This window comes from Streptomyces sp. NPDC058045, assembly GCF_042885635.1.
Lineage (GTDB): Bacteria > Actinomycetota > Actinomycetes > Streptomycetales > Streptomycetaceae > Streptomyces.
This window is the reverse complement of the sequence record NZ_JBHVRR010000019.1, coordinates 48,070-67,846: the sequence shown is the minus strand read 5'-3', so window position 1 is coordinate 67,846 and position 19,777 is coordinate 48,070. Positions and strand designations below refer to the sequence as shown.

Annotated in this window: 16 protein-coding genes, 1 tRNA gene and 1 pseudogene; 17 read left to right on the top strand and 1 reads right to left on the bottom strand. The window is 71.6% G+C overall.

All coding sequences use genetic code 11. The features are described 5' to 3' along the window. Positions 1–20: 20 nt before the first annotated feature. A pseudogene (locus tag ACFVST_RS14505) lies at positions 21–1,118 on the top strand (TerD family protein); the annotation flags it as partial. Between the two features lie 116 nt (positions 1,119–1,234). Then, a complete protein-coding gene (locus ACFVST_RS14500; RefSeq protein ID WP_390150560.1) occupies positions 1,235–1,657 on the top strand; it encodes a CoA-binding protein in 423 nt (140 codons plus the stop codon). 132 nt (positions 1,658–1,789) lie between these two features. On the opposite strand, the gene ACFVST_RS14495 is transcribed toward ACFVST_RS14500, so the two are convergent. After that, a tRNA-Arg gene (locus ACFVST_RS14495) sits at positions 1,790–1,861 on the bottom strand. A 177-nt stretch (positions 1,862–2,038) separates the two neighbouring features. On the opposite strand from ACFVST_RS14495, the gene ACFVST_RS14490 reads away from it, so the two are divergent. From ACFVST_RS14490 to ACFVST_RS14420, 15 genes are all read left to right on the top strand, one after another. Further along, positions 2,039–2,500 (top strand): response regulator, encoded by a 462-nt coding sequence (locus tag ACFVST_RS14490; RefSeq protein WP_390150557.1) that lies wholly within the window; start codon positions 2,039–2,041, stop codon positions 2,498–2,500. Between the two features lie 83 nt (positions 2,501–2,583). Continuing rightward, positions 2,584–3,672 (top strand): ArgS-related anticodon-binding protein NrtL, encoded by a 1,089-nt coding sequence (gene nrtL / locus ACFVST_RS14485; RefSeq protein WP_390150555.1) that lies wholly within the window; start codon positions 2,584–2,586, stop codon positions 3,670–3,672. Between the two features lie 30 nt (positions 3,673–3,702). Beyond that, complete coding sequence (lysA, locus tag ACFVST_RS14480) at positions 3,703–5,094, top strand: diaminopimelate decarboxylase (RefSeq protein ID WP_390150552.1); 1,392 nt, start codon at positions 3,703–3,705, stop codon at positions 5,092–5,094. A 95-nt stretch (positions 5,095–5,189) separates the two neighbouring features. Then, entirely contained in the window at positions 5,190–6,491 is a 1,302-nt protein-coding gene (locus tag ACFVST_RS14475; RefSeq protein WP_390150549.1) for a homoserine dehydrogenase, read from the top strand. Between the two features lie 6 nt (positions 6,492–6,497). Beyond that, positions 6,498–7,556 carry a threonine synthase gene (gene thrC / locus ACFVST_RS14470; protein ID WP_390150547.1) on the top strand — a complete coding sequence of 353 codons (1,059 nt, stop codon included), beginning with the start codon at positions 6,498–6,500 and terminating at the stop codon, positions 7,554–7,556. A gap of 367 nt (positions 7,557–7,923) precedes the next feature. Continuing rightward, positions 7,924–8,853, top strand: a complete 930-nt coding sequence (gene thrB / locus ACFVST_RS14465; RefSeq protein WP_390150544.1) for a homoserine kinase — start codon at positions 7,924–7,926, stop codon at positions 8,851–8,853. A gap of 378 nt (positions 8,854–9,231) precedes the next feature. Further along, positions 9,232–11,250 carry a transcription termination factor Rho gene (rho, locus tag ACFVST_RS14460; protein ID WP_390150541.1) on the top strand — a complete coding sequence of 673 codons (2,019 nt, stop codon included), beginning with the start codon at positions 9,232–9,234 and terminating at the stop codon, positions 11,248–11,250. Between the two features lie 329 nt (positions 11,251–11,579). Beyond that, the gene (locus ACFVST_RS14455) at positions 11,580–12,698 is read left to right on the top strand and encodes an LCP family protein (protein WP_390150538.1); all 1,119 of its coding nucleotides are present in this window, start codon (positions 11,580–11,582) and stop codon (positions 12,696–12,698) included. A 172-nt stretch (positions 12,699–12,870) separates the two neighbouring features. Further along, positions 12,871–13,092 carry a 50S ribosomal protein L31 gene (rpmE, locus tag ACFVST_RS14450; RefSeq protein ID WP_382685732.1) on the top strand — a complete coding sequence of 74 codons (222 nt, stop codon included), beginning with the start codon at positions 12,871–12,873 and terminating at the stop codon, positions 13,090–13,092. 124 nt (positions 13,093–13,216) lie between these two features. Further along, the gene (gene prfA / locus ACFVST_RS14445) at positions 13,217–14,290 is read left to right on the top strand and encodes a peptide chain release factor 1 (protein WP_390150533.1); all 1,074 of its coding nucleotides are present in this window, start codon (positions 13,217–13,219) and stop codon (positions 14,288–14,290) included. 123 nt (positions 14,291–14,413) lie between these two features. Beyond that, positions 14,414–15,253: a peptide chain release factor N(5)-glutamine methyltransferase gene (gene prmC / locus ACFVST_RS14440; RefSeq protein ID WP_390150658.1), complete on the top strand. Its 840-nt coding sequence runs from the start codon at positions 14,414–14,416 to the stop codon at positions 15,251–15,253. Between the two features lie 85 nt (positions 15,254–15,338). Next, entirely contained in the window at positions 15,339–15,986 is a 648-nt protein-coding gene (locus ACFVST_RS14435) for an L-threonylcarbamoyladenylate synthase (RefSeq protein ID WP_390150530.1), read from the top strand. After that, a complete protein-coding gene (locus tag ACFVST_RS14430) occupies positions 15,983–16,645 on the top strand; it encodes a protein-tyrosine-phosphatase (RefSeq protein ID WP_390150527.1) in 663 nt (220 codons plus the stop codon). Before ACFVST_RS14435 ends, ACFVST_RS14430 begins: the two co-directional genes overlap by 4 nt. 125 nt (positions 16,646–16,770) lie before the next feature. Next, positions 16,771–18,042 carry a serine hydroxymethyltransferase gene (gene glyA, locus ACFVST_RS14425; protein ID WP_390150524.1) on the top strand — a complete coding sequence of 424 codons (1,272 nt, stop codon included), beginning with the start codon at positions 16,771–16,773 and terminating at the stop codon, positions 18,040–18,042. 110 nt (positions 18,043–18,152) lie between these two features. Beyond that, positions 18,153–19,490, top strand: a complete 1,338-nt coding sequence (locus tag ACFVST_RS14420; RefSeq protein ID WP_390150521.1) for an MraY family glycosyltransferase — start codon at positions 18,153–18,155, stop codon at positions 19,488–19,490. Positions 19,491–19,777 lie beyond the last annotated feature (287 nt).

Genomic DNA, 19,777 nt, shown 5'->3' with positions numbered 1-19,777 from the left:
CCTCGATCGGCCGCTGTGCCCGCCTTCCGCACGGTGACGCTCCCCGGCGCCCCGACGGGGTGATCCGGGTCGAGCGGGCCGGCAAGCTGTGGACGGCACTGGTCGAGACAAAGACCAATGGCAACGCCCTCAGGGCCGATCAGGTCCAGGCATACGCGGATATCGCCGCACGCCGGGGCTATGAGGCCGTTATCACGCTGTCGAACGACGTCGCCCTGGAAGGCAGCCCGCTGGTCGACGTCAAGATTGACGGAAGGCGCAGGAACAAGGTCGCCCTCCGGCATCTGTCCTGGGTCGAAGTCGCGCACCAGGCCCAGATGTTGATCCGCCACGAGGGCGTCGTCAACGCGGCCCACGCCTGGCTGCTACAGGAACTACTCCATTATCTCAGGCACGACAATTCCGGTTGCCACGGTTTCCAGAACATGGGCCCGGCCTGGGTGCCGGTACGCAATGGAATCGATGACGAGACGCTGTGCCAGGGAGATCCGCGCGCACTGGAAGTCGTGGAGAGCTGGGAGCGGCTCACCCGGCAGGTATGCCTCGGGCTCGGCGGTGAACTGGGGCAGAAGGTCCTGCCGGTTCAGCGCACCCGTCGCGGAACGGATCCGGAGGCCCGGCGGAATCTCCTCGCCGATCAACTCTGCCTCGACGGAAAATTGCAGGCGGAACTGCGTATCGAGGGAACGCCCGGCATTCTGGCGATCAGCGCGGATCTCCGTACCAGCAGGCTGCGGACCTCCATCGAATTCCCCGCACCCGAGCAGGGGTATCCCCTCACCTGGGCGAAGCGACTCATCCGGACCCTCGCTGAAGCGCCGTCAACTCTCCATATAGAAACCCTTGTTGACGTGGAGCAGGGCGGCCCGCGCGGCACTCTGGAACGGCTGCGCCCGGAGCCCGCGGACATGCTCCCCAAGGACAGCGGAACTCGTATCACCGGCTTCCGTCTCTCCCTGATGAAGAGCATGGGAAGCAGTCGCGGCAACGCCGAGTCAGGCTTTATCCGCAGCGTCGACGACGTGGTGCACCGCTTCTACTCGACCGTGGTCGTCCATCTGGATCGCGCGACTCCGCGCAGAACCTCACCCAAGGCGCCGCAGCCCGCGCAGGGCTGATCCGCACCTCCTGCGCTATTGCATACAGTATCCAGAACCCGCTAACGTCGCCGTACGCGGCTGACGCGGTCGGTGGCAAGCGGCGCGGAACTCACAAGCGAATGGCGGTGCGGGGCATGACGGATGACAGCGATGACACGACGACAGAGCGGATTCTCACCGCCGGTGGGAACGTCTGGGCCGTGGTCGGCCTGTCCGACAACCCCGAGCGGGCCGCCTACCGCGTCGCCGCGAAGCTCCAGCGCATCGGCAAGAAGGTGGTGCCGGTGCACCCGAAGGCCGAGACGGTGCACGGCGAGCAGGGCTACGCCTCCCTCGCGGAGATCCCGTTCCCGGTCGACGTGGTGAATGTGTTCGTCAACTCCTCCCTCGCCGGCGACGTCGCGGACCAGGCCGTGGAGATCGGCGCCCAGGCCGTCTGGTTCCAGCTCGACGTCATCGACGAGGCCGCCTACGACCGCACCCGCAAGGCCGGCCTGCGGATGGTGATGGACCGCTCCGCGGGACGGGAGATCACCCGCCTCGGCCTCCTGGACTGACACCCCTCCGGCACCCGCTGCCACACGCACCCTGCCCCAACACCCCACTGACAGCGGGGACTTGGGGTCGCTAAAAGACCCCGGCCTCAGCGGAAGCGCTGATGTCGGGGTCTTCGGGCACCTTCTTCAAGGTGCCCCCGGCAGGATTCGAACCTGCGCACACGGCTCCGGAGGCCGTTGCTCTATCCCCTGAGCTACGGGGGCGTGTCGGGCGCTGTTGCGCGGTGACGGGTAGAACACTACCAGCTCCTTCGGGGTGGTCATGAACGGTTTTGGAGGGGCCGGACGCTTGATCGGCAACGGGAGAGCGGAGGTCACCCGCAGGGGGTGGAAGTGGGCAAAGGGCGGACGCGGTCTCGGGAGCAGTCCTAGTCTCGAAGGGTGTCAGGCGTGCTCGGCCGGGTGCTTGTCGTCGACGACAACAAGGTGATCCGGCAACTGATCAGGGTCAACCTCGAACTGGAGGGTTTCGAGGTGGTGACCGCTGCCGACGGCGTCGAGTGCCTTGAGGTGGTGCACCAGGTCAGGCCCGATCTCGTCACCCTCGACATCGTGATGCCCCGGCTGGACGGGCTGCGGACGGCGGCCCGGCTGCGGTCCGATCCGCGGACCCGGTCGCTGCCGCTGGTGATCGTCAGCGCCTCGGTGCCGGAGGAGGTGGGCGCCGGTCCGGAGACGAGCGTCGACGCCGTCGTGGCGAAGCCGTTCGAACCGGATGAACTCGTGGCCACGGTACGGCGGTTGGTGCAGCGGGGGCCGCGGAGCCGGCCGGTGTGCGACCGGGACGCCGAGCGGGGCGAGGAGGGCGAGGCCGAGGGGGCCGAGCAGGGGTCGGGTTCCTGACGCGGGCCGACCGGGCCTGACCGCCGTCCCGGGATGCGAAACCGGGTCGCCGACGCACCCCCTCCCTCCCATACGCTTGTGCCGTGACCCCCGTCGAGCTCTCGCGCACCGTGTTGCACGCGGTGCGTTCCGCCGTCGACGCCGGGGAGCTTTCGGTGGCCGTCCCGGAGCGGACCGTGGTGGAGCGGCCGCGGCCCGGCGGCTGCGGGGACTATGCGACGGGTATCGCGTTGCAGTTGGCGAGGCCGGCCGGACGGGCGCCGCGGCAGGTGGCCGAGGTGATCCGGCGGCGGCTGCTGGCGGGCTCGGACGGGATCCGGGCGGTCGACATCACCGGCCCCGGTTTCCTCAACATCACGCTGGACGGCGCCCGCCACGGGCGGGAGTTGGTACGGGCGGTACTGGCGGCGGGGGAGCGGTACGGGTTCGTTGGGGCGGAGCCGGCAGCGGCCTCCCGGGAACTGCGTCTGGTGGTCCCCGCCGAGGTGCGGGCGGTGGTGGTGGCGGAGGCGCTGGTGCGGGTGCTGGAGAGCCAGGGGTGGACGGTGAGCTGGGACGGGCCGGGCGCGAACCGGGTCACCGCCGCCCTCGCCCGTACCGATGGCGCCTATGCCGCCTATGACACCGGTGACGCCCACGGCGGTCACCGCGACCGCACCCCCCACCACGTCCGTCCCGTTCCCGCCCCGTCCGATCCCTGGGTGCTGGGGGTGGATGGCGGGCGGTGGGCGCTGCTGGCGGTGGCGGGGGGCGACCGGCCGCGGATCGGGGCGGAGCATCTGGTGCAGCGGGAGCAGAATCCGCTGTTCCGGGTGCGGTACGCCGCCGCGCGTACCCGGGCGCTGGTGCGGAACGCCGCCGAGCTCGGGTTCGGGTCCGACCCCGAGGGACCGCTGCCGGAGGAGGCCGCTCCGCTGCTGGCGGCGCTCGCCGGGTACCCGGTGGCGCTGGCCGCGGCCGCCCGGCTGCGGGCGCCGGACCGGGTGGCCCGGCAGTCGGTGGCGGTGGCGGACGCCTTCCTCGGTTTCCAGGCGGCGGTGGCGGTGCTGCCCATGGGGGACGAGAAACCCTCGGCCGCCCACCGGGCCCGGCTGGCGCTCGCCGAAGCCGCCGGGACGGTGCTGGCCGGCGGCCTGTCCCTGCTCGGCGTCGACGCCCCCGAGACCATCTGAACTCAGAACCACGTACGAGAGAGTCACACCATGAGCCGTTCCGCACACCCCGCCGGGCCCCGTCACGCCGATGTGCTGCCCGAGGGGCACTACTTCGCTCCGCCCGCCGACCTGAACACCCTGGAGCCCAAGGTCTGGGCCAGTACCGTGCGCCGCGGCGAGGACGGGGTGCTGACCGTCGGCGGGGTGCCGGTGACGCGGCTGGCCGAGGAGTTCGGCACCCCCGCGTACTTCATGGACGAGTCGGACTTCCGGGCCCGGGTGCACGACTGGCGTGGTGCCTTCGGGCCGGGCGCGGACGTCTTCTACGCGGGCAAGGCGTTCCTGTCCCGGGCGGTGGTCCGCTGGCTGCACGAGGAGGGCATCAACCTCGATGTGTGCTCGGGCGGGGAGCTGGCGACGGCACTGGCCGCGGGGATGCCCGCGGAGCGGATCGCGCTGCACGGCAACAACAAGTCGGCGGCGGAGATCGAGCGGGCCGTGGAGTCCGGGGTGGGGCGGATCGTGCTCGACTCCTTCCAGGAGATCGAGCGGGTCGCCGGGACGGCGCGGCGCCTCGGGCGGCGGCAGCGGGTGCAGATCCGGGTGACGGTGGGGGTGGAGGCGCACACCCATGAGTTCATCGCCACCGCGCACGAGGACCAGAAGTTCGGTATCGCCCTCGCGGACGGGCAGGCGGCGGAGGCGGTACGGCGGGCGCTGGCCCAGGACAGCCTCGAACTGCTCGGTGTGCACTCGCACATCGGCTCGCAGATCTTCGACATGGCGGGCTTCGAGGTGGCGGCCCGCCGGGTGGTCTCGCTGCTCGCCCAGGTGCGGGACGAGCACGGGGTGGAGCTGCCCGAGATCGACCTCGGCGGCGGCCTCGGCATCGCGTACATCGCGGACGACGATCCGCGGGAGCCGCAGGAGATCGCCAAGGCGCTGGGCGAGATCGTCGGCCGGGAGTGCCTCGCGGCGAGGCTGCGCACCCCGCGGATCTCGGTGGAGCCGGGCCGCGCGATCGTCGGCCCGACGACGTTCACGCTCTACGAGGTGGGTACGGTCAAGCCGTTGGAGGGCTTGCGTACCTATGTGTCGGTGGACGGCGGTATGTCGGACAACATCAGGACCGCGCTGTACGACGCCGAGTACTCGGTGGCGCTGGCCTCGCGGGCCTCGGAGGCGGAGCCGATGCTGTGCCGGGTGGTCGGCAAGCACTGCGAGAGCGGGGACATCGTGGTGAAGGACGCCTTCCTGCCCTCGGACCTGGCGGCGGGCGACCTGATCGCGGTGCCGGCGACCGGCGCCTACTGCCGTTCCATGGCCAGCAACTACAACCACGCGCTTCGCCCGCCGGTCGTCGCCGTGAAGGACGGCGAGGCGCGGGTGATCGTCCGGCGGGAGACGGAGGAGGATCTCCTGCGTCTCGACCTCGGATAGTTGAAATCGACATCTCAGGATCCGGACGGGGCGAAGAATCCTCCGTCCGGTGAGTGAGACTGGACCAACCGTAGAAGTACGAGAAGCGAGGTCGGATGATGCGTACGCGTCCGCTGAAGGTGGCGCTGCTGGGCTGTGGGGTCGTCGGCTCCGAGGTGGCGCGCATCATGACGACGCACGCCGAGGACCTCGCGGCACGGGTCGGGGCGCCGCTGGAGCTGGCGGGGGTCGCGGTCCGCCGCCCGTCGCGGGTGCGTGAGGGCGTCGACCCGGCGCTGATCACCACCGACGCCACCGCCCTGGTCAAACGCGGCGACATCGATGTGGTGGTGGAGGTCATCGGCGGGATCGAGCCGGCCCGTTCGCTCATCACCACCGCCTTCAAGCACGGCGCCTCCGTGGTCTCCGCCAACAAGGCGCTGCTGGCGCAGGACGGCGCCGCCCTGCACGCCGCCGCCGAGGAGCACGGCCGGGACCTGTACTACGAGGCGGCCGTCGCCGGCGCCATCCCGCTGATCCGTCCGCTGCGCGAGTCCCTCGCCGGCGACAAGGTCAACCGCGTGCTGGGCATCGTCAACGGCACCACCAACTTCATCCTCGACAAGATGGACACCACCGGCGCCGGCTACCAGGAGGCCCTGGACGAGGCCACCGCGCTCGGCTACGCGGAGGCCGATCCCACGGCCGATGTGGAGGGCTTCGACGCCGCCGCCAAGGCCGCGATCCTGGCCGGGATCGCCTTCCACACCCGGGTCCGCCTGGACGATGTGTACCGCGAGGGCATGACCGAGGTGACCGCCGCCGACTTCGCGTCCGCGAAGGAGATGGGCTGCACCATCAAGCTGCTCGCGATCTGCGAACGGGCCGCGGACGGCGGCTCGGTGACCGCCCGGGTGCATCCCGCGATGATCCCGCTGAGCCACCCGCTGGCCTCCGTACGGGAGGCGTACAACGCGGTGTTCGTGGAGTCGGAGGCGGCCGGGCAGTTGATGTTCTACGGGCCGGGGGCGGGCGGTGCGCCGACGGCGTCCGCGGTCCTCGGCGACCTGGTGGCCGTCTGCCGGAACAAGCTCGGAGAGGCCACCGGACCGGGCGAGTCCGCCTACACCCGGCTCCCCGTCTCCCCGATGGGCGAGGTCGTCACCCGCTACCACATCAGCCTCGACGTGGCCGACAAACCGGGTGTCCTCGCCCAGGTGGCGACGGTCTTCGCCGAGCACAGCGTGTCCATCGACACGGTGCGCCAGCAGGTACGGCAGGACGGTTCGGGCGAGGCCTCGCTCGTCGTCGTCACCCATCGCGCCACCGACGCCGCCCTCACCGGCACCGTCGCAGCGCTGCGCGACCTCGACACCGTGCGCGGTGTCGCCAGCATGATGCGGGTTGAAGGAGAGTAACCAGCAATGACCCATCAGTGGCGCGGAATCATCGAGGAGTACCGGGACCGGCTGCCGGTCTCCGACACCACCGAGGTCGTCACGCTGCGCGAGGGCGGCACGCCGCTCGTGCCGGCCCAGGTGCTCTCCGAGCGCACCGGCTGCGAGGTCCACCTCAAGGTGGAGGGCGCCAACCCGACCGGTTCCTTCAAGGACCGCGGGATGACGATGGCCATCACCAAGGCCAAGGAGGAGGGCGCCCAGGCCGTCATCTGCGCCTCCACCGGCAACACTTCGGCCTCCGCCGCCGCCTACGCGGTACGGGCCGGCATGGTCAGCGCGGTGCTGGTGCCGCAGGGCAAGATCGCACTCGGCAAGATGGGCCAGGCCCTGGTGCACGGCGCGAAGATCCTCCAGGTCGAGGGCAACTTCGACGACTGCCTCACGCTGGCCCGCGCCCTCTCCGAGAACTACCCGGTGGCACTGGTCAATTCGGTCAACCCGGTACGTATCGAGGGCCAGAAGACCGCCGCCTTCGAGATCGTCGACGCTCTCGGCACCGCCCCCGACATCCACGTCCTGCCGGTCGGCAACGCGGGCAACATCACCGCGTACTGGAAGGGGTACCGCGAGTACGAGGCGGACGGGCCGGCCGGTTCCACGCCGCGGATGTGGGGCTTCCAGGCCTCCGGTTCGGCGCCCATCGTGCGCGGCGAGGTGGTCAAGGACCCGTCGACGATCGCCACCGCGATTCGCATCGGCAACCCCGCCTCCTGGCAGTTCGCGCTCGCCGCGCAGCAGGAGTCGGGCGGCTTCATCGACGAGGTGACGGACCGTGAAATCCTGCGCGCCTACAAGCTGTTGGCGTCCCGGGAAGGTGTGTTCGTGGAGCCGGCCTCGGCCGCTTCGGTCGCCGGTCTGCTGAAGGCCGCAGAGCAGGGCAAGGTGGACCGCGGCCAGCGCATCGTCTGCACCGTCACCGGCAACGGCCTCAAGGACCCGGACTGGGCGGTGGCCGGCGCGCCGCAGCCGATGACGGTCCCGGTCGACGCGGTGTCCGCCGCGGAGCACCTCGGCCTCGCCTGACGCAACGGCCCTCGCAACCGCAAAGCCGGGCAAGCCGGTACAAGCAGCGTGGGGGGTGCACGAGGGGCTTCCGACACGCACCGTGCGCCTCCCGTGCGCCCTGTGTCGCCACCGAAGCATCCTTCGATAGGCTGTACGCAATCCGCTCACCGCACCTGCCGCGGTGCAGCGCTGTCCCCGTGGCCCCGCGCGCCGCGCCGGGGCCCAGGACCCCAGAGGTCCCACTCACGGACAGCCGCCACAAGACACCAGACACGTACAGAGACATCCGGCAGACAGACAGCTCGCCCACCGAAGATCACGCGAGGCCTCCGCAACGCGCGGAGACCGCGCAACGATCCAGCAGCCCAAGGAGAGTCCACGAGCGATGGCCGGTCCCGCGTTCCGCGCCGCCGCCGTCCGGGTGCGCACCCCCGCCACCAGCGCCAACCTCGGCCCCGGCTTCGACGCCCTCGGCCTGTCGCTGGGGCTCTACGACGACGTCGTGGTCCGGGTCGCCGATTCCGGCCTGCACATCGACATCGCGGGCGAGGGCGGCGACACCCTTCCCCGCGACGAACAGCACCTGCTCGTACGGTCCTTGCGGACCGCCTTCGACCTGCTCGGCGGGCAGCCCCGCGGACTTGAGGTCGTCTGCGCCAACCGCATCCCGCACGGCCGCGGCCTGGGTTCCTCCTCCGCCGCGATCTGCGCAGGGATCGTCGCCGCCCGTGCGGTGACCATAGGGGGCGACGCCCGCCTCGACGACACCGCGCTGCTGGAGCTGGCCACCGAGATCGAGGGCCACCCGGACAATGTCGCGGCCTGCCTCCTCGGCGGGTTCACGCTGTCCTGGATGGACGGCGGCGCGGCCCGCGCGATCAGGATGGAGCCCGCCGATTCCGTCGTTCCGGTGGTTTTCGTCCCGTCGAAGCCGGTGCTTACCGAGACCGCCCGCGGACTGCTGCCGCGCAGCGTCCCGCATGTGGACGCCGCGGCCAACGCGGGCCGGGCCGCACTGCTCGTGGAGGCCCTGACCCGGCGCCCCGAACTGCTGCTGCCCGCCACCGAGGACCGGCTCCACCAGGAGTACCGCGCCCCCGCCATGCCGCAGAGCACCGCACTGGTGGAGCGGCTGCGGGGCGACGGGGTGCCCGCGGTGATCTCCGGCGCCGGACCGACCGTACTGGCGCTGACCAGCGCGGACGAGGCGGACAAGGTGGCGCTGCTGGCCGGTGCGGGCTGGGCGGCGAACCGGCTGCCGCTGGACACCGGCGGTACGAGCGTGCTGCCGCTCGCGCCGCCCGCCGCCGAGTAGCCGCCGGGTTACCGGATGACGAGAGGGGGAATGTTTGTTGGATCCGGTAGTGTTAACCTCAAGTCTGCACCCGACCCCAGCATGGCGAGGTGCTTCGTGTCCCAGTCCGGGACAGACATCCTTCCGGGAGCCTCCCGAGCCGTTTCTTGCTCCGCATAGAACGGCACCATGAGCACGCTCCGGAACAGGCGTGACCGAGCCGCGTGACACAGAACGATCCGTGGCACGTCTTGGGGACACGCCAGCACCAGTTATCTCTTCCGCCCGCTGTGGCGGACCACCGCCCCGGCCGGTCCACCCAAGCAAGGACCATCGCCGGACAGCACAACCGGTCGCCGAGCCAGACAGGCCGACGTCCGCTCCAGGGAAGGACCCTTCGTGAGCGACACCACCGATCTGATGGGCGTGAGCGCCGACAGCACGGTCGACAATGCTGCCGCCTCCGCCACGGACGCCTCCGCCGCGCCTGCCGCCGGTGCGTCCGGCGGGACGAGGCGCCGCCGTGGCACCGGCCTTGAGGGCATGGTGCTGGCCGAACTGCAGCAGGTCGCCTCCGGGCTCGGCATCAGGGGCACCGCCCGGATGCGCAAGAGCCAGTTGATCGAGGTCATCAAGGAGGCGCAGGCCCAGTCGGGCGCCGCCGCGCCCGCGGACACCGAGACCAAGCCCAAGCGCCGCACCACCTCGCGGACCCGCACCGGCGACGAGGGCGCCGCCAAGGCCGAGAAGGCCGCGGAGAAGGCACCCGAGGCCAAGGCCGAACCGGCCGCCACGCAGGAGCAGATCGACATCCCCGGCCAGGGCGCCGGCGACGAGCAGGCCGGCGGCGATCGCCGTCGCCGCCGCGCCACCGCCGAGGCCGGCAGCCCCGACCAGAAGGCCGATTCCCGGACCGAGCGCGCCGAGCGTTCCGACAAGGCGGAGAAGGCCGGGGAGAAGGCCGAGGGGCAGGACGGCGGCCAGGGCCAGAAGCACGACGGTGGCGAGCACGGCGACGGCCGGCAGAACCGCCGGGACCGCGGCCGGGGCCGGGACCGTGACCGCGACCGCCGCAAGGGCGACGAGCAGCACGGCCAGAAGCACGACGGCGGCAACCAGCAGCGCCAGCAGGGCGGGCAGGGCGGCGGAGGCAGCCGCCAGGACGACGGTTTCGACGACGACGCCGGTGGGCGCCGCGGCCGGCGCGGCCGGTACCGGGACCGCCGGGGCCGCCGCGGCCGTGACGAGGTCGGCGAGCCGCAGATCTCCGACGACGACGTCCTGATCCCCGTCGCGGGCATCCTGGACATCCTGGACAACTACGCCTTCATCCGCACCTCCGGCTACCTGCCCGGCCCGAACGACGTGTACGTCTCGCTGGCCCAGGTCCGTAAGAACGGTCTGCGCAAGGGCGACCACCTCACCGGTGCGGTGCGCCAGCCCAAGGAGGGGGAGCGCCGGGAGAAGTTCAACGCGCTGGTCCGCCTCGACTCCGTCAACGGCATGGCGCCCGAACACGGGCGCGGGCGGCCGGAGTTCAACAAGCTGACGCCGCTGTACCCGCAGGACCGGATGCGCCTGGAGACGGACCCGGGTGTGCTGACGACCCGGATCATCGACCTGGTCTCGCCCATCGGCAAGGGGCAGCGCGGTCTGATCGTGGCGCCGCCGAAGACCGGCAAGACCATGATCATGCAGGCGATCGCCAACGCCATCACGCACAACAACCCCGAGTGCCACCTGATGGTCGTCCTCGTCGACGAGCGTCCGGAGGAAGTCACCGACATGCAGCGGTCGGTGAAGGGCGAGGTCATCTCCTCGACCTTCGACCGTCCCGCCGAAGACCACACCACCGTCGCCGAGTTGGCCATCGAGCGGGCCAAGCGGCTGGTGGAGCTGGGACACGACGTGGTGGTCCTGCTGGACTCCATCACCCGTCTCGGCCGTGCGTACAACCTGGCGGCGCCGGCCTCCGGGCGCATCCTGTCCGGTGGTGTCGACTCGACCGCGCTCTACCCGCCGAAGCGCTTCTTCGGTGCCGCGCGCAACATCGAGGACGGCGGCTCGCTGACCATCCTGGCCACCGCGCTGGTGGAGACCGGCTCGCGGATGGACGAGGTGATCTTCGAGGAGTTCAAGGGCACCGGCAACATGGAGCTGAAGCTCGACCGGAAGCTCGCCGACAAGCGCATCTTCCCCGCGGTGGACGTGGACGCGTCCAGCACCCGTAAGGAAGAGATCCTGATGGGCGGCGACGAGCTGAACGTCGTCTGGAAGCTGCGCCGGGTGCTGCACGCCCTCGACCAGCAGCAGGCGATCGAGCTGCTGCTGGACAAGATGAAGCAGACCAAGTCCAACGCGGAGTTCCTGCTCCAGATCCAGAAGACCACGCCCACCCCGGGCAACGGCAACGACTGACGCCGTACCGAGGCAGTCCGGCAGCCCCCGTCGTCCGACGGGGGCTGCCGTGCGTGCGGCCGCCGGGAGACGTTGACCACAGGCTTGTAGTCGCCGAGGTCTCGGGGCCCGGGCCGCGGCGCCGGTGAAAACGCCAGGTCGCGGGGGAAGCCGGCGTCAGCCGACGCGGGCCGGGCCACTGTGTGTACGCGGGTGGATACCGGGACGACCCGGTGCATTGTGCAACCCTTCAGGGCGGCCGTCACGTCCCACCTCCGGGGCGCGGGGCCGGAGCGTGACTGGCCCCGGCAGCAGGGGGTACCCCGACCCGACGAGGACTTGAGGAGCACATGCCCGACGACGAGAGCACGCCCGAGACCGGCAGCCCGCGCCCCCGTGCGAAGGGCCGCCGAGGCAGGCCCCGCGGCAGGCGGAGCAAGGCGGTCCTCGTCACCGCCTGGGCCGCCGCAGGACTCGTCGTCCTCGGCGGCGCCGGCCTCGGCTACGTCTACTTCAAGCTCAACGGCAACATCAACGGCGTGGACATCAACGCCGCACTCGGCCGCGACCGGCCGCGGAACGTGGACAACGGCTCCATGGACATCCTGGTCCTCGGCTCCGACTCGCGCTCCGGTGCCAACGCCGCGTACGGGCACGGGCAGGACGGGGCGCGCTCCGACACCGCGATGGTGGTGCACATCGCCAAGGGCCATAAGAAGGCCAGTGTGGTGTCGATACCGCGGGACACCCTCGTCACCCGCCCCGAGTGCACCGACAAGCACGGCAGGCCGGTGCCGGCCGCCCGGCAGCAGATGTTCAACTCGGCCTACGCGGTGGGCGGTCCGGCCTGCGCGGTGAAGACCGTCGAGTCGCTCTCCGGTATCCGCATGGACCACTACGTCGAGGTCGACTTCACCGGATTCAAGAAGCTGGTCGACACCCTCGGCGGCGTGGACGTCACCACCAGCCGGGCCATACACGACCCCAAGAGCCATCTGCGGCTGGCGCCCGGGGCGCACCGGCTCGACGGTGAGCAGGCCCTCGGCCTGGTCCGCACCCGGCACGGCGTCGGCGACGGCAGCGACCTGGGCCGCATCCAGCTCCAGCAGGCCTTCGTCAAGGCCCTGCTGAACCAGGTCAAGCAGGTCGGCGTGATCAGCAACCCGAAGAAGCTGTACGACCTGGCCGACACCGCCACCAGTGCCGTCACCACCGACTCCGACCTGGACTCCGTCAAACAACTGGCCGGATTCGCGGGCAGCCTCAAGGACATCGGCGGCCAGGACATGACCATGGTGACCCTGCCGGTGCGCTACGACCCGGCCGACGCCAACCGCGTCCTGCCGCTGGCCCGCGCCGACGCCCAGGTGTGGTCCGCGCTCAAGGCCGACAAGCCCATCCCCGCCTCCGCGGTACGCGACTCGGCGGGCGACAAGGGCGACGCCGGGCGTGTGGTCGGCGGCCGCTGATCCGCCCTCGGCCATCCCCGTCCCGGCCCGTGCTGACCAGAGGGAATACCCGGGCCCCCGACCCGGTTTTGGGAGATACGGCCGGTCCTGGCAGACTGGTCCGCCGGTCCCGGTTCACGCCCCCGCATCCCGCGGCGGCGACCCGGCACCCTCCCGGAACATAGGAGACACCTTGAAGCGCGACATCCACCCCCAGTACGTCGAGACGCAGGTGAGCTGCACCTGCGGCGCCTCGTTCACGACCCGCAGCACCATCGAGAGCGGCACCGTCCGCGCCGAGGTCTGCTCCGAGTGCCACCCGTTCTACACGGGCAAGCAGAAGATCCTCGACACCGGTGGCCGTGTGGCCCGCTTCGAGGCCCGCTTCGGCAAGGCTGCCGGCTCCAAGAAGTAGCGAGCCGACCGCGCCGGTCCTCGGCCGTCCCCCGCCGGGGACGGACCGGGACCGGCGTTTTTGGTCGTCCACCCGGCCGGTCGCGCACCGGCCACCGTCAGTCACAGAAGTTCAGGAGCCGGAGATGTTCGAGGCGGTCGAGGAACTGATCGGCGAGCACGCCGATCTGGAGAAGCAGCTCGCCGACCCCGCGGTCCACGCCGACCAGGCCAACGCGCGCAAGCTCAACAAGCGCTACGCCGAGCTGACCCCGATCGTCACCGCGTACCGCACCTGGCGCGGCACCGGGGAGGACATCGAGACCGCTCGTGAACTCGCCGCCGACGACCCGGAGTTCGCGGCCGAGGTGAAGGAACTGGAGCAGCGGCGCGAGGAGTTGACCGAACAGCTCCGGCTGCTGCTGGTGCCGCGCGACCCCAGCGACGACAAGGACGTCATCCTGGAGATCAAGGCGGGAGCCGGCGGCGACGAGTCCGCGCTCTTCGCCGGCGACCTGCTGCGGATGTATCTGCGCTACGCGGAGCGCGTCGGCTGGAAGACCGAGATCATCGACTCCACCGAGTCCGAGCTGGGCGGCTACAAGGACGTCCAGGTCGCCGTGAAGACCAAGGGCGGCCAGAGCCCGGAGCCCGGCCAGGGCGTATGGGCCCGCCTCAAGTACGAGGGCGGGGTGCACCGGGTGCAGCGGGTGCCGGCCACCGAGTCCCAGGGCCGTATCCACACCTCCGCGGCCGGGGTCCTGGTGACGCCCGAGGCGGAGGAGATCGACGTCGAGATCAACCCCAACGACCTGCGGATCGACGTGTACCGCTCGTCCGGGCCCGGCGGCCAGTCCGTCAACACCACCGACTCCGCGGTCCGCATCACCCACCTGCCGACCGGGGTCGTCGCCTCCTGCCAGAACGAGAAGAGCCAGTTGCAGAACAAGGAGCAGGCGCTGCGCATCCTGCGTTCCCGGCTGCTGGCCGCCGCGCAGGAGGAGGCCGAGAGCAAGGCCGCCGACGCCCGCCGCAGCCAGGTGCGCACCGTGGACCGCTCGGAGAAGATCCGCACCTACAACTTCCCGGAGAACCGCCTCTCCGACCACCGCGTCGGCTTCAAGGCGTACAACCTGGACCAGGTCCTCGACGGTGAGCTGGACGCGGTCATCCAGGCCTGTGTGGACGCCGACTCGGCCGCCAAGCTCGCCGCCGCCTGAGCCCCGCCGGCCACTCCCGCCCGTCCGTCCCGTCCCGTCCGCCCCGCCAGCCCGTCCCGTTGAGATCGCCGGAGGAACAGCGTGCCGCAACAGCCCGGGGAGCGCCCCCAGAGCCCCCGCAGTGTGCTGCTCGCGGAGGTCGCCCAGGCCACCCGGCGCCTCGCCGACGCCGGTGTGCCCTCCCCGCGCAACGACGCGGAGGAACTGGCCGCGTATGTGCACGGGGTGAAGCGCGGTGAGCTGCACACCGTCCAGGACACCGACTTCGACGCCCGCTACTGGGAGGCGGTCGCCCGCCGCGAGGCCCGCGAACCGCTCCAGCACATCACCGGCCTCGCCTACTTCCGCTACCTCGAACTCCACGTCGGACCAGGGGTGTTCGTACCCCGGCCGGAGACCGAGTCGGTCGTCGACTGGGCCATAGCGGCGGTCCGCGCGATGGACGTGGTGGAGCCCCTGGTGGTCGACCTGTGCGCCGGCTCCGGGGCCATCGCGCTCGCCATGGCGCAGGAGGTGCCCCGCTCCCGGGTGCACGCCGTGGAGCTGTCCCCCGAGGCCCTGGTGTGGACCCGGCGCAACGCCGAGGGCTCCCGCGTCCGCGTCCACCAGGGCAACGCCTTCACCGCCCTGCCCCAACTCGACGGCCAGGTCGACCTGGTGATCTCCAACCCGCCGTACATCCCGCTCACCGAGTGGGAGTACGTGGCGCCCGAGGCCCGCGACCACGATCCGGAGCTGGCGCTCTTCTCCGGCGAGGACGGCCTCGACACCATCCGCGGTATCGAGCGCACCGCCCACCGGCTGCTGCGCCCCGGCGGTGTCGTCGTGGTCGAGCACGCCGACACCCAGGGCGGGCAGGTGCCGTGGATCTTCAGCGAGGAGGCCGGCTGGGCGGACGCCGCCGACCACCCCGACCTCAACAACCGGCCGCGCTTCGCCACCGCCCGCAAGGCCCTCCCGTGACGCGCCGCCCCACCCGCGACCCGCGCGACCCGCGCAACCCGCCACCCTTCACCCCCGATCCGTACGTGTACCAGGAGGCCCGCTGATGGCACGGCGCTACGACACCAATGACGCGACCGACCGCACCACCGGGCTGCGCGAGGCCGCCGCCGCCGTCCGCCGCGGCGAACTGGTCGTGCTGCCCACCGACACCGTCTACGGCATCGGCGCCGACGCGTTCAGCACCGAAGCCGTCGGCGACCTGCTGGAGGCCAAGGGCCGCGGCCGCGGTATGCCCAGCCCTGTCCTCATCGGCTCCCCGAACACCCTGCACGGCCTGGTCACCGACTTCTCCGAGCCGGCCTGGGAACTCGTGGACGCCTTCTGGCCCGGCGCGCTCACCCTCGTCGCCCGGCACCAGCCGTCCCTCCAGTGGGACCTCGGCGAGACCCGAGGCACCGTCGCGGTACGGATGCCGCTGCACCCGGTGGCGATCGAACTCCTCACCGAGGTCGGCCCGATGGCCGTCTCCTCCGCCAACCTCTCCGGCCACCCCGCACCGGAGGACTGCGACGCCGCCCAGCAGATGCTCGGCGACTCCGTCTCCGTCTACCTCGACGGCGGGCCCACCCCCGGTATCGAGCCGTCGTCCATCGTCGACGTCACCGGTCCGGTGCCGGTACTGCTGCGGGCCGGGGCCCTCGGTGCCGACGAGCTCCGCAAGGTCGTACCCGACCTTGAGGTGGCCAATTGACGGCCCCTGAGGGGCGTGGCATAGGAAACGCCGCCGGGACCGGCGACACCTTCAGGATCCTCCACGTCAGCACCGGCAACGTGTGCCGCTCGCCCATCACCGAGCGGCTGACCCGGCACGCCCTGGCGGGCCGCCTCGGCGGGCCGTCGGGGATGCTGGTGGAGAGCGCCGGCACCTGGGGCCACGAAGGCGCCCCGATGGAGGCGCACGCCGAGACCGTGCTCGCCGACTTCGGCGCCGACGCCGCCGGATTCACCGGCCGGGAGCTGCTGGACGAGCACGTCATCCGCGCCGACCTGGTGCTCACCGCGACCCGCGACCACCGCGCCCAGGTCATCTCCATGGGGCACTCCGCGGGCCTGCGCACCTTCACCCTCAAGGAGTTCACCCGGCTGGTACGCGCCATCGACCCGGCGACCCTGCCGGACCCGGACGGCGCCGACGGGGTGGTGGAACGCGCCCGCGCCCTGGTGCGGGCCGCCGCCGCGCTCCGCGGCTGGCTGCTGGCGCCGAACGTGGAGGCCGACGAGGTCTACGACCCGTACGGGGCGCCGCTCACCTTCTTCCGGTCCGTCGGCGACGAGATCCACCAGGCCCTCGACCCGGTGCTGACCGCCCTCACCGGCATCCCGTCCCGGCCGGGCCGCCCCCTGCCGTAGCGCCCGCGGGCACCGCCTGGGGATTCCCGCCGCTCCCTGCCGCTCCCCGCCGGCGACGGCCGCGCGCCGCCCCCGATCCCGCTCTACATTGGGTGGCAGCGATCCCCCGAGGTCCGGAGACCGGCATGTCGCTCACCCACGCCCCCGCAGACACCCCGCCACCCGCCGGCCCGGACCCGGACCTGCTGCACCGGCAGGACCCCGAACTGGCCGGAATCCTCGACGCGGAACGCGACCGGCAGGCGCACAGCCTCCAGTTGATCGCCGCCGAGAACTTCACCTCGCCCGCGGTACTCGCCGCCCTCGCCTCCCCGCTCGCCAACAAGTACGCCGAGGGCTACCCGGGCGCCCGGCACCACGGCGGCTGCGAGTTCGCCGACCTCGCCGAGCGGGCCGCCGCCGACCGCGCCCGCGCCCTCTTCGGCGCCGAACACGCCAACGTCCAGCCGCACTCGGGCTCCTCCGCCGTCCTGGCCGCCTACGCCGCACTGCTGCGCCCCGGGGACACCGTGCTCGCCATGGGCCTCCCCTACGGCGGCCACCTCACCCACGGCTCCCCGGCCAACGTCTCCGGCCACTGGTACGACTTCGTCGGCTACGGCCTCGACCCGGCCACCGGGCTCGTCGACCACGACCAGGTCCGCGCCCTGGCCCGCGCCCACCGCCCCGCGGCCATCGTCTGCGGCTCCATCGCCTACCCCCGCCACCTCGACCACGCCCTCTTCCGGGACATCGCCGACGAGGTCGGAGCCCGGCTCATCGCGGACGCCGCCCACCCCATCGGACTCGTCGCCGGGGGAGCGGCACCCGACCCGGTGCCCTACGCGGACGTGGTGTGCGCCACCACCCACAAGGTGCTGCGGGGACCGCGCGGCGGTCTGCTGCTGTGCCGGGCGGAACTGGCCGAACGCGTCGACCGGGCCGTCTTCCCCTTCACCCAGGGCGGCGCGCAGATGCACACCATCGCCGCCAAGGCCGTCGCCTTCGCCGAGGCCGCCACCCCCGCCTTCGGCGCGTACGCGCACCGGGTCGTCGCCAACGCACGGGCGCTGGCCGCCGCGCTCGCCCGGCACGGGCTGCGCATCTCCACCGGCGGCACCGACACCCACCTCCTGGTCTGCGACCCGGCGCCGCTCGGCGTGGAGGGCCGCACCGCCCGCGGCCGGCTCGCCGCCGCCGGCGTCATCCTCGACTGCTGCGCCCTCGCCCCCGGCGACGCCCGCGGCCTGCGCCTGGGCACGGCGGCCGTCACCACCCAGGGCATGGGGGAGGCGGAGATGGACCGGATCGCGGAGCTGATCGCCGGGCTGCTGGCCGGCCGCCTGGACGCCGGGCGGGGCCGGAGCGCGGTCCGCGAACTCACCGACGGTTTCCCGCCGTACCCGGTCACCGGCTGACGCGGGCCCGCCGCGGAGCGTGGAACCATCCGGGCCGCCCGGGAAGTCCTTGTCGATACGCCCGCTAGGGTGTGGGGCTGAGATGGCCAGCGAGATCTGTGGGGAAGCCCGTGCGTGAATACCTGCTGACACTCTGCATCACGGCCGCGGTGACGTACCTGCTGACCGGCCCGGTGCGGAAGTTCGCGATCGTGGCGGGTGCGATGCCGGAGATCCGCGCGCGCGATGTGCACCGGGAGCCGACCCCCCGGCTCGGCGGGATCGCGATGTTCTTCGGGCTCTGCGCGGGACTGCTGGTCGCGGACCATCTCCCCAGCCTGAACGCGGTGTTCGACCAGTCAAGCGAGCCGCAGGCACTGATCTCCGGGGCCGCGCTGATCTGGCTGATCGGGGTGCTGGACGACAAGTTCGAGATCGACGCGCTGATCAAGCTCGGCGGGCAGATGATCGCCGCGGGCGTCATGGTGGTGCAGGGCCTCACCATCCTGTGGCTGCCGGTGCCGGGCGTGGGCCTGGTCGCCCTCACCCGGGGCCAGGGCACCCTCCTCACGGTCGCCCTGGTGGTGATCACCATCAACGCGGTCAACTTCGTGGACGGCCTGGACGGGTTGGCCTCCGGCATGGTCTGCATGGCCGCCACCGCGTTCTTCATGTACGCGTACCGCATCTGGTACGGCTACGGCCTGGAGGCGGCGGCGCCGGCCACCCTGTTCTCGGCCATTCTGATGGGCATGTGCCTGGGCTTCCTGCCGCACAACATGCATCCCGCGCGGATCTTCATGGGGGACTCCGGGTCGATGCTGATCGGCCTGGTGCTGGCGGCCGGCGCGATCTCCGTCACGGGGCAGATCGACCCGGACGCGATGAACCTCTTCTCCGGTTCGGAACGGGCCACCGTGCACCAGATGGTGCCCGCCTACATCCCGCTGCTGCTGCCGCTCACCATCATCGCGGTGCCCGCCGCCGACCTGGTGCTGGCCATCGTGCGGCGCACCTGGCGCGGACAGTCGCCGTTCGCCGCGGACCGCGGACATCTGCACCACCGACTGCTGGAGATCGGCCACTCCCACAGCCGCGCCGTCCTGATCATGTACTTCTGGTCCGCGCTGATCGCCTTCGGTGCGCTGGCCTTCTCGGTGAACGCGGCCTCGATGTGGATCGTGCTGGCCGTGGTGGCGCTCTCCGCCCTCGGCCTGGTGCTGCTCCTGCTGCCCCGCTTCCGGCCCCACGCGCCGTACTGGGCCGAGCAGTTGGTGCCGCCGCGGTACCGCAGGCGCGCGTCGGGGCGGGGTGCGGATGCGGGGGACGCCGGTGCGGAAGGCGCGGGGGAGGCCGGGGCGGAGGAGTGCCAACCGGTGGCCGCCGGTGTGACCGGCGTCAATGGAGCCACCTCGATCGGCGCTCGTTCGCGGCATCTTGATCCCCGCCGGGCCGGAACTCGCCGCTGAGGCACGGCCGTTGGACCGCTGTTCTTTCGTGTGTGCTTCTTTGCCGTCTTGGTGATGTGCCAAATCGCCCCATTACCAGACAAGTCGGGGCGGAAAAGTGCGCAGACGCGCGGACTGGTTCTCACGTGTGACGGTGAGCACACGAGGCAGGTAAAGACCTCGTTAAATAGTTTGTGATACCGTTCACGAGAACCCGGGACAGAGCCGAAGGACCGTAGTGCGACGGTCCATTGGCCCGAAGAAACCCCTCGGCCCGGGGTCCTGTTTCGTCCCCGACGACACATCCC

Excerpts from the sequence above, each read along its gene's own strand:
- prfA (WP_390150533.1), top strand. The coding sequence starts at position 13,217 with ATGTTCGAGGCGGTCGAGGAACTGATCGGCGAGCACGCCGATCTGGAG.
- glyA (WP_390150524.1), top strand. The coding sequence starts at position 16,771 with ATGTCGCTCACCCACGCCCCCGCAGACACCCCGCCACCCGCCGGCCCG.
- ACFVST_RS14500 (WP_390150560.1), top strand. The coding sequence starts at position 1,235 with ATGACGGATGACAGCGATGACACGACGACAGAGCGGATTCTCACCGCC.
- lysA (WP_390150552.1), top strand. The coding sequence starts at position 3,703 with ATGAGCCGTTCCGCACACCCCGCCGGGCCCCGTCACGCCGATGTGCTG.
- ACFVST_RS14435 (WP_390150530.1), top strand. The coding sequence starts at position 15,339 with ATGGCACGGCGCTACGACACCAATGACGCGACCGACCGCACCACCGGG.
- ACFVST_RS14455 (WP_390150538.1), top strand. The coding sequence starts at position 11,580 with ATGCCCGACGACGAGAGCACGCCCGAGACCGGCAGCCCGCGCCCCCGT.
- thrC (WP_390150547.1), top strand. The coding sequence starts at position 6,498 with ATGACCCATCAGTGGCGCGGAATCATCGAGGAGTACCGGGACCGGCTG.
- thrB (WP_390150544.1), top strand. The coding sequence starts at position 7,924 with ATGGCCGGTCCCGCGTTCCGCGCCGCCGCCGTCCGGGTGCGCACCCCC.
- ACFVST_RS14475 (WP_390150549.1), top strand. The coding sequence starts at position 5,190 with ATGATGCGTACGCGTCCGCTGAAGGTGGCGCTGCTGGGCTGTGGGGTC.